A 3,319-nucleotide genomic window follows, 5' to 3' on the forward strand; every position below is an offset into this window, starting at 1 on the left:
GACGCCCTGCTCGCGCCCGCCGTCACCCGCCGTCTGATCCACGAGTTCGCCGGACGCCACGAGCCGCGCCCGCGGCTCGCCCGGGAGCTGGCGGGCCTGACCCCACGGGAACGGGAAGTCCTCCGACTGGTGGCCCGGGGACTGCCCAACCGCGGGATCGCCGACCATCTGGGGCTGAGCATCGCGACCGTCAAGACCCACGTCCGGCGGCTGCTGGCCAAGCTCGACGCCCACGACCGGGCCCAGCTGGTCGTCATCGCCTATGAGACGGGCGTGGTCACCGCGGGTGGGAACCCCCCGTCCACGGGCTGACGCCTCACCGGCCGGGACGGTGGACCTGATCTTCATCAAGAGCTCCGCCCCCGTTCCCCGCAGCCGACCACGAGCACCGTCGACGTGAGGACCTTTTCGGCGGCCGGGCCCGGGGGCCTGTCGTCACACGAGTCCGGCGATGCGCACGAGGTCCGCCATGTAGAACGTGCCGGGGTCCTTGCCGAACGTCGGCTTCCACGGGTTCGCCGAGTTCCTGCTGTTGTGGCTGAGGTACGAACCCGGGTCGGCCTTGATCAGTGCGGCGATCACCTCGCCGACGACGGCGCTGCCCAGGGTGCCGAGTTTGAGGCTGCCCACGTCCGACTTCTCTTCGAGCGCGCCCTCGCCCAGGACGTAGTACCAGGGCGGTACGTGGTCGAAGTCCTGCAGCCCGAAGTCCTTCGGCGTGTAAGGATCGTGGCCCGAGCTGTACTTCGCGTACACCTCCTTGGCGAGGTCCTCCCCGGAGGGCAGCCCCTTGGTGCCGTCCTTGCGGACGAAGGAGTTCGCGCGGCGCAGGTTCCGGATGGCGATGGAGAGCAGCGGCGAGTAGAGCTGGCCCTGGTAGGGGTTTCCGTCCGGGAGCCCTTCCTTCTCCGTGGAGTCCTCCAGCCACGTCAGGGGGCTGTCGATGGGCGGCGGCATCTGGAGGAAGGCGTGGATGATCTTCCTGTCGAACCTCTTCGCGTACTGGGGTTGCTGCGTGGCCCCCGGGATCACGAAGAACTGGTGCCAGTCGATGACCTGTTCGGTGCGCAGCGGCGAGAACGGTCTGCGGAAGTTGAAGAGGTGGCCGGTCGTGGTGTTGTTGAGGCGGTACTCCTCGACCGGCAGCGAATGCAGCCGGTAGGCGGCGGCGGTGAATTCGAGGGGCAGCGCGACCGGCTTGTCCTGCGGGGGGTTGAAGAGGAGGAAGGGGGCTTCCTTGTTCTCGGCCGCCGCCTTGACCTTCGCGTACACCGAGTCCTTCACGATCCTGGGAAGCCAGTCGTTGAGGATCATCCACTGGTAGTGCCAGACGACCTGTTGCTTGGCCGTGTCGAAGAGGGCGACGTCCGGGACCGAGCCCTTCAGCATGTCGACCACGGCGTTGTGGAACAGCATGAAGGCGTGGTGGATCTGGATCGAGATGATGGTGTTGTCGTTGCGCGGGTCGGCGATGACCGGGACGCCCTGGGGGTTGCGGGGCACGTCGTAGTCGCGGTTCGGGTCGATCCAGAACTTTCCGACGTCGAGGTTGTCGTAGAACGCGAACGACTGGGTCTTGGGACCGAGTCCGTAGACGTGGGAGAGGTCGACCCTGGCGCTGCGGAAGTTCGTCGTGTCCCCGATGGTGTTGCTGTCGAAGGTCACGTCGGCCTGGAAGGTGATGTTGTGGTCGAGGAACTGGCCGAGGTAGGTGTAGCCCGCCGGGATGCCGGCCTCGGCCGGGGCCGTCGACGGCTTCGACGGCTTCGCCAGGTACTTGTCGTCGATCTTCTCGCCGAGCTCGGCGCACTGCCTCTTGTCGAACGGGAGCGGGGGGTTGAGGTCCATCTGACCGCCGGGCGCGCCGAGTTCCTCGATCAGATCGTCGCCCGGCACGTACCCGTGCAGCGCGGGGAACAGCCACGTGTAGGTGCCGGTCTCCACCACCGTGTCCCGGAACGCGACCGGGGTGTGCGGCTCCGCGGGGCGGGTGCCGTCGCCCAGGTCCAGGCGCAGCGGACAGCCGTGGCCGGTGAAGGTGGGGTCGGCGACCCGGAGGCCGTCCGGATTCAGCGCTGCTTGTCCGTCGTGGCCCAGGAGTTGGTCGAGGAGCCGGGCGCGGGCCTCCTCCCGTCGGGTGGCGACGTCGTCGGCGGGCGCGTCGGCCGTCGTGGTGTCCGTGGTCATCGGAGGACTCTTCCTTCCGTCGTCCGGGTGACGGCGCCGGGGGCGCTCTCACCCGGGGGCTTCACGGCCGACTCGGTCACGGCCGCTCCGCACGCATGCCCGCACTCCGCCGTGCGGGTAACCCCGGCCGCCGAACCCCACCGCAAAGGCCCGGTGCCTTGACCCGGGCAGCCCGCCCGGGGTGGTGGGCGGTCACCTGTCGGCCCACGATCGGACCAGACGCGGCACTTCGGTCCGGAGTTCCTCGGGGCGTGAGCCCGCGGGCCGGTCGCTCCGGGTAGTCGTACCGCACCGGGTTGCGATCGTGGACGGGATGGTGTGCGCTGGGAAGTGTGCGAACCGTCGGCCGGCCGGGCCGGACCCCTCGCTCCGGACCCCGACAGCGCCGAAAGCGGGACGAGGGCGAAGGAGGCGACGGACACCTCGAACGGGGGCAAGCCGGCCGTGACGGACTGACCGGCCGGCGGTCAGGATCCGCAGGGCGAGTCCGGAGATCAGATCATGGGAATAGAATTCACGGTCGTCGATGCCGTCCCATATGAGCACGGCCGCAGCACGGAGCCATTGATATGGCATGGTACTGCCACCTTCAGTCACCCCGTGAAGAATGCCGAAGCCGCTATCCAGGCGTTCTCCCTTGAATTCCTGAGGGGGCCCTACAATCCCGGTGAAGCCCCCTACGGCAAGGAGCACGTCGATTGCTCCGTGGGGAAACTGGCCGGTAATACCGCCGCGGTCCAGGTGACGTTCCTGCTGCGCCCGCGGGACGCCGGCCCCGACTACAACTTCCAGGCCTCGGCGCGGATCCTGGTCATCGCCGAGACGGGTGGGATGTAGCGGGAAACGGGAAGGGAAGACAGTGACCGGAGTGAGTGTGGCGCCGATCATCCAGGTCGAGCAGTGCCATTTCGACTTTCCGCGGTCCAGCGACGCATCCGTCAGGACCCTGACGCAGCAGTTCTCGTTCGAGCAGTGCGTCAACAGGGCGGTCGCCTTCGTGTCCGGCTACTCCGGGCACTACACCGATGATCCGAACCTGAACATCGGAAGGATCCATGTGAAGGCGGAGGCCAGCCTTGAGGACGCCCAGAAGGGTGAGATCCTGGTGACGTGTGAATGGGCATTCGATCCC

At 67.9% G+C, this 3,319-nt stretch carries 4 protein-coding genes; 3 read left to right on the top strand and 1 reads right to left on the bottom strand.

Translation table 11 applies throughout. From position 1 onward, the window contains the following. The coding region (locus ACWDCZ_RS39670; RefSeq protein WP_449818509.1) for a response regulator transcription factor at positions 1-312 on the top strand (312 nt) is incomplete at its 5' end. A 123-nt stretch (positions 313-435) separates the two neighbouring features. On the opposite strand, the gene ACWDCZ_RS39675 is transcribed toward ACWDCZ_RS39670, so the two are convergent. Next, positions 436-2,187 (bottom strand): peroxidase family protein, encoded by a 1,752-nt coding sequence (locus ACWDCZ_RS39675; protein ID WP_049649574.1) that lies wholly within the window; start codon positions 2,185-2,187, stop codon positions 436-438. A 600-nt stretch (positions 2,188-2,787) separates the two neighbouring features. Here ACWDCZ_RS39675 and ACWDCZ_RS39680 point away from each other — a divergent pair. Both ACWDCZ_RS39680 and ACWDCZ_RS39685 read left to right on the top strand, forming a co-directional pair. Further along, positions 2,788-3,024 carry a hypothetical protein gene (locus ACWDCZ_RS39680; protein ID WP_375873075.1) on the top strand — a complete coding sequence of 79 codons (237 nt, stop codon included), beginning with the start codon at positions 2,788-2,790 and terminating at the stop codon, positions 3,022-3,024. 37 nt (positions 3,025-3,061) lie between these two features. After that, positions 3,062-3,319, top strand: a 258-nt coding sequence (locus tag ACWDCZ_RS39685; protein WP_449818510.1) for a hypothetical protein, incomplete at its 3' end; no start/stop codon positions are given.

The organism is Kitasatospora sp. NPDC001225, assembly GCF_053597855.1.

Coding starts and splice junctions, on each gene's coding strand:
- ACWDCZ_RS39675 (WP_049649574.1), bottom strand. CDS start 2,187: ATGACCACGGACACCACGACGGCCGACGCGCCCGCCGACGACGTCGCC.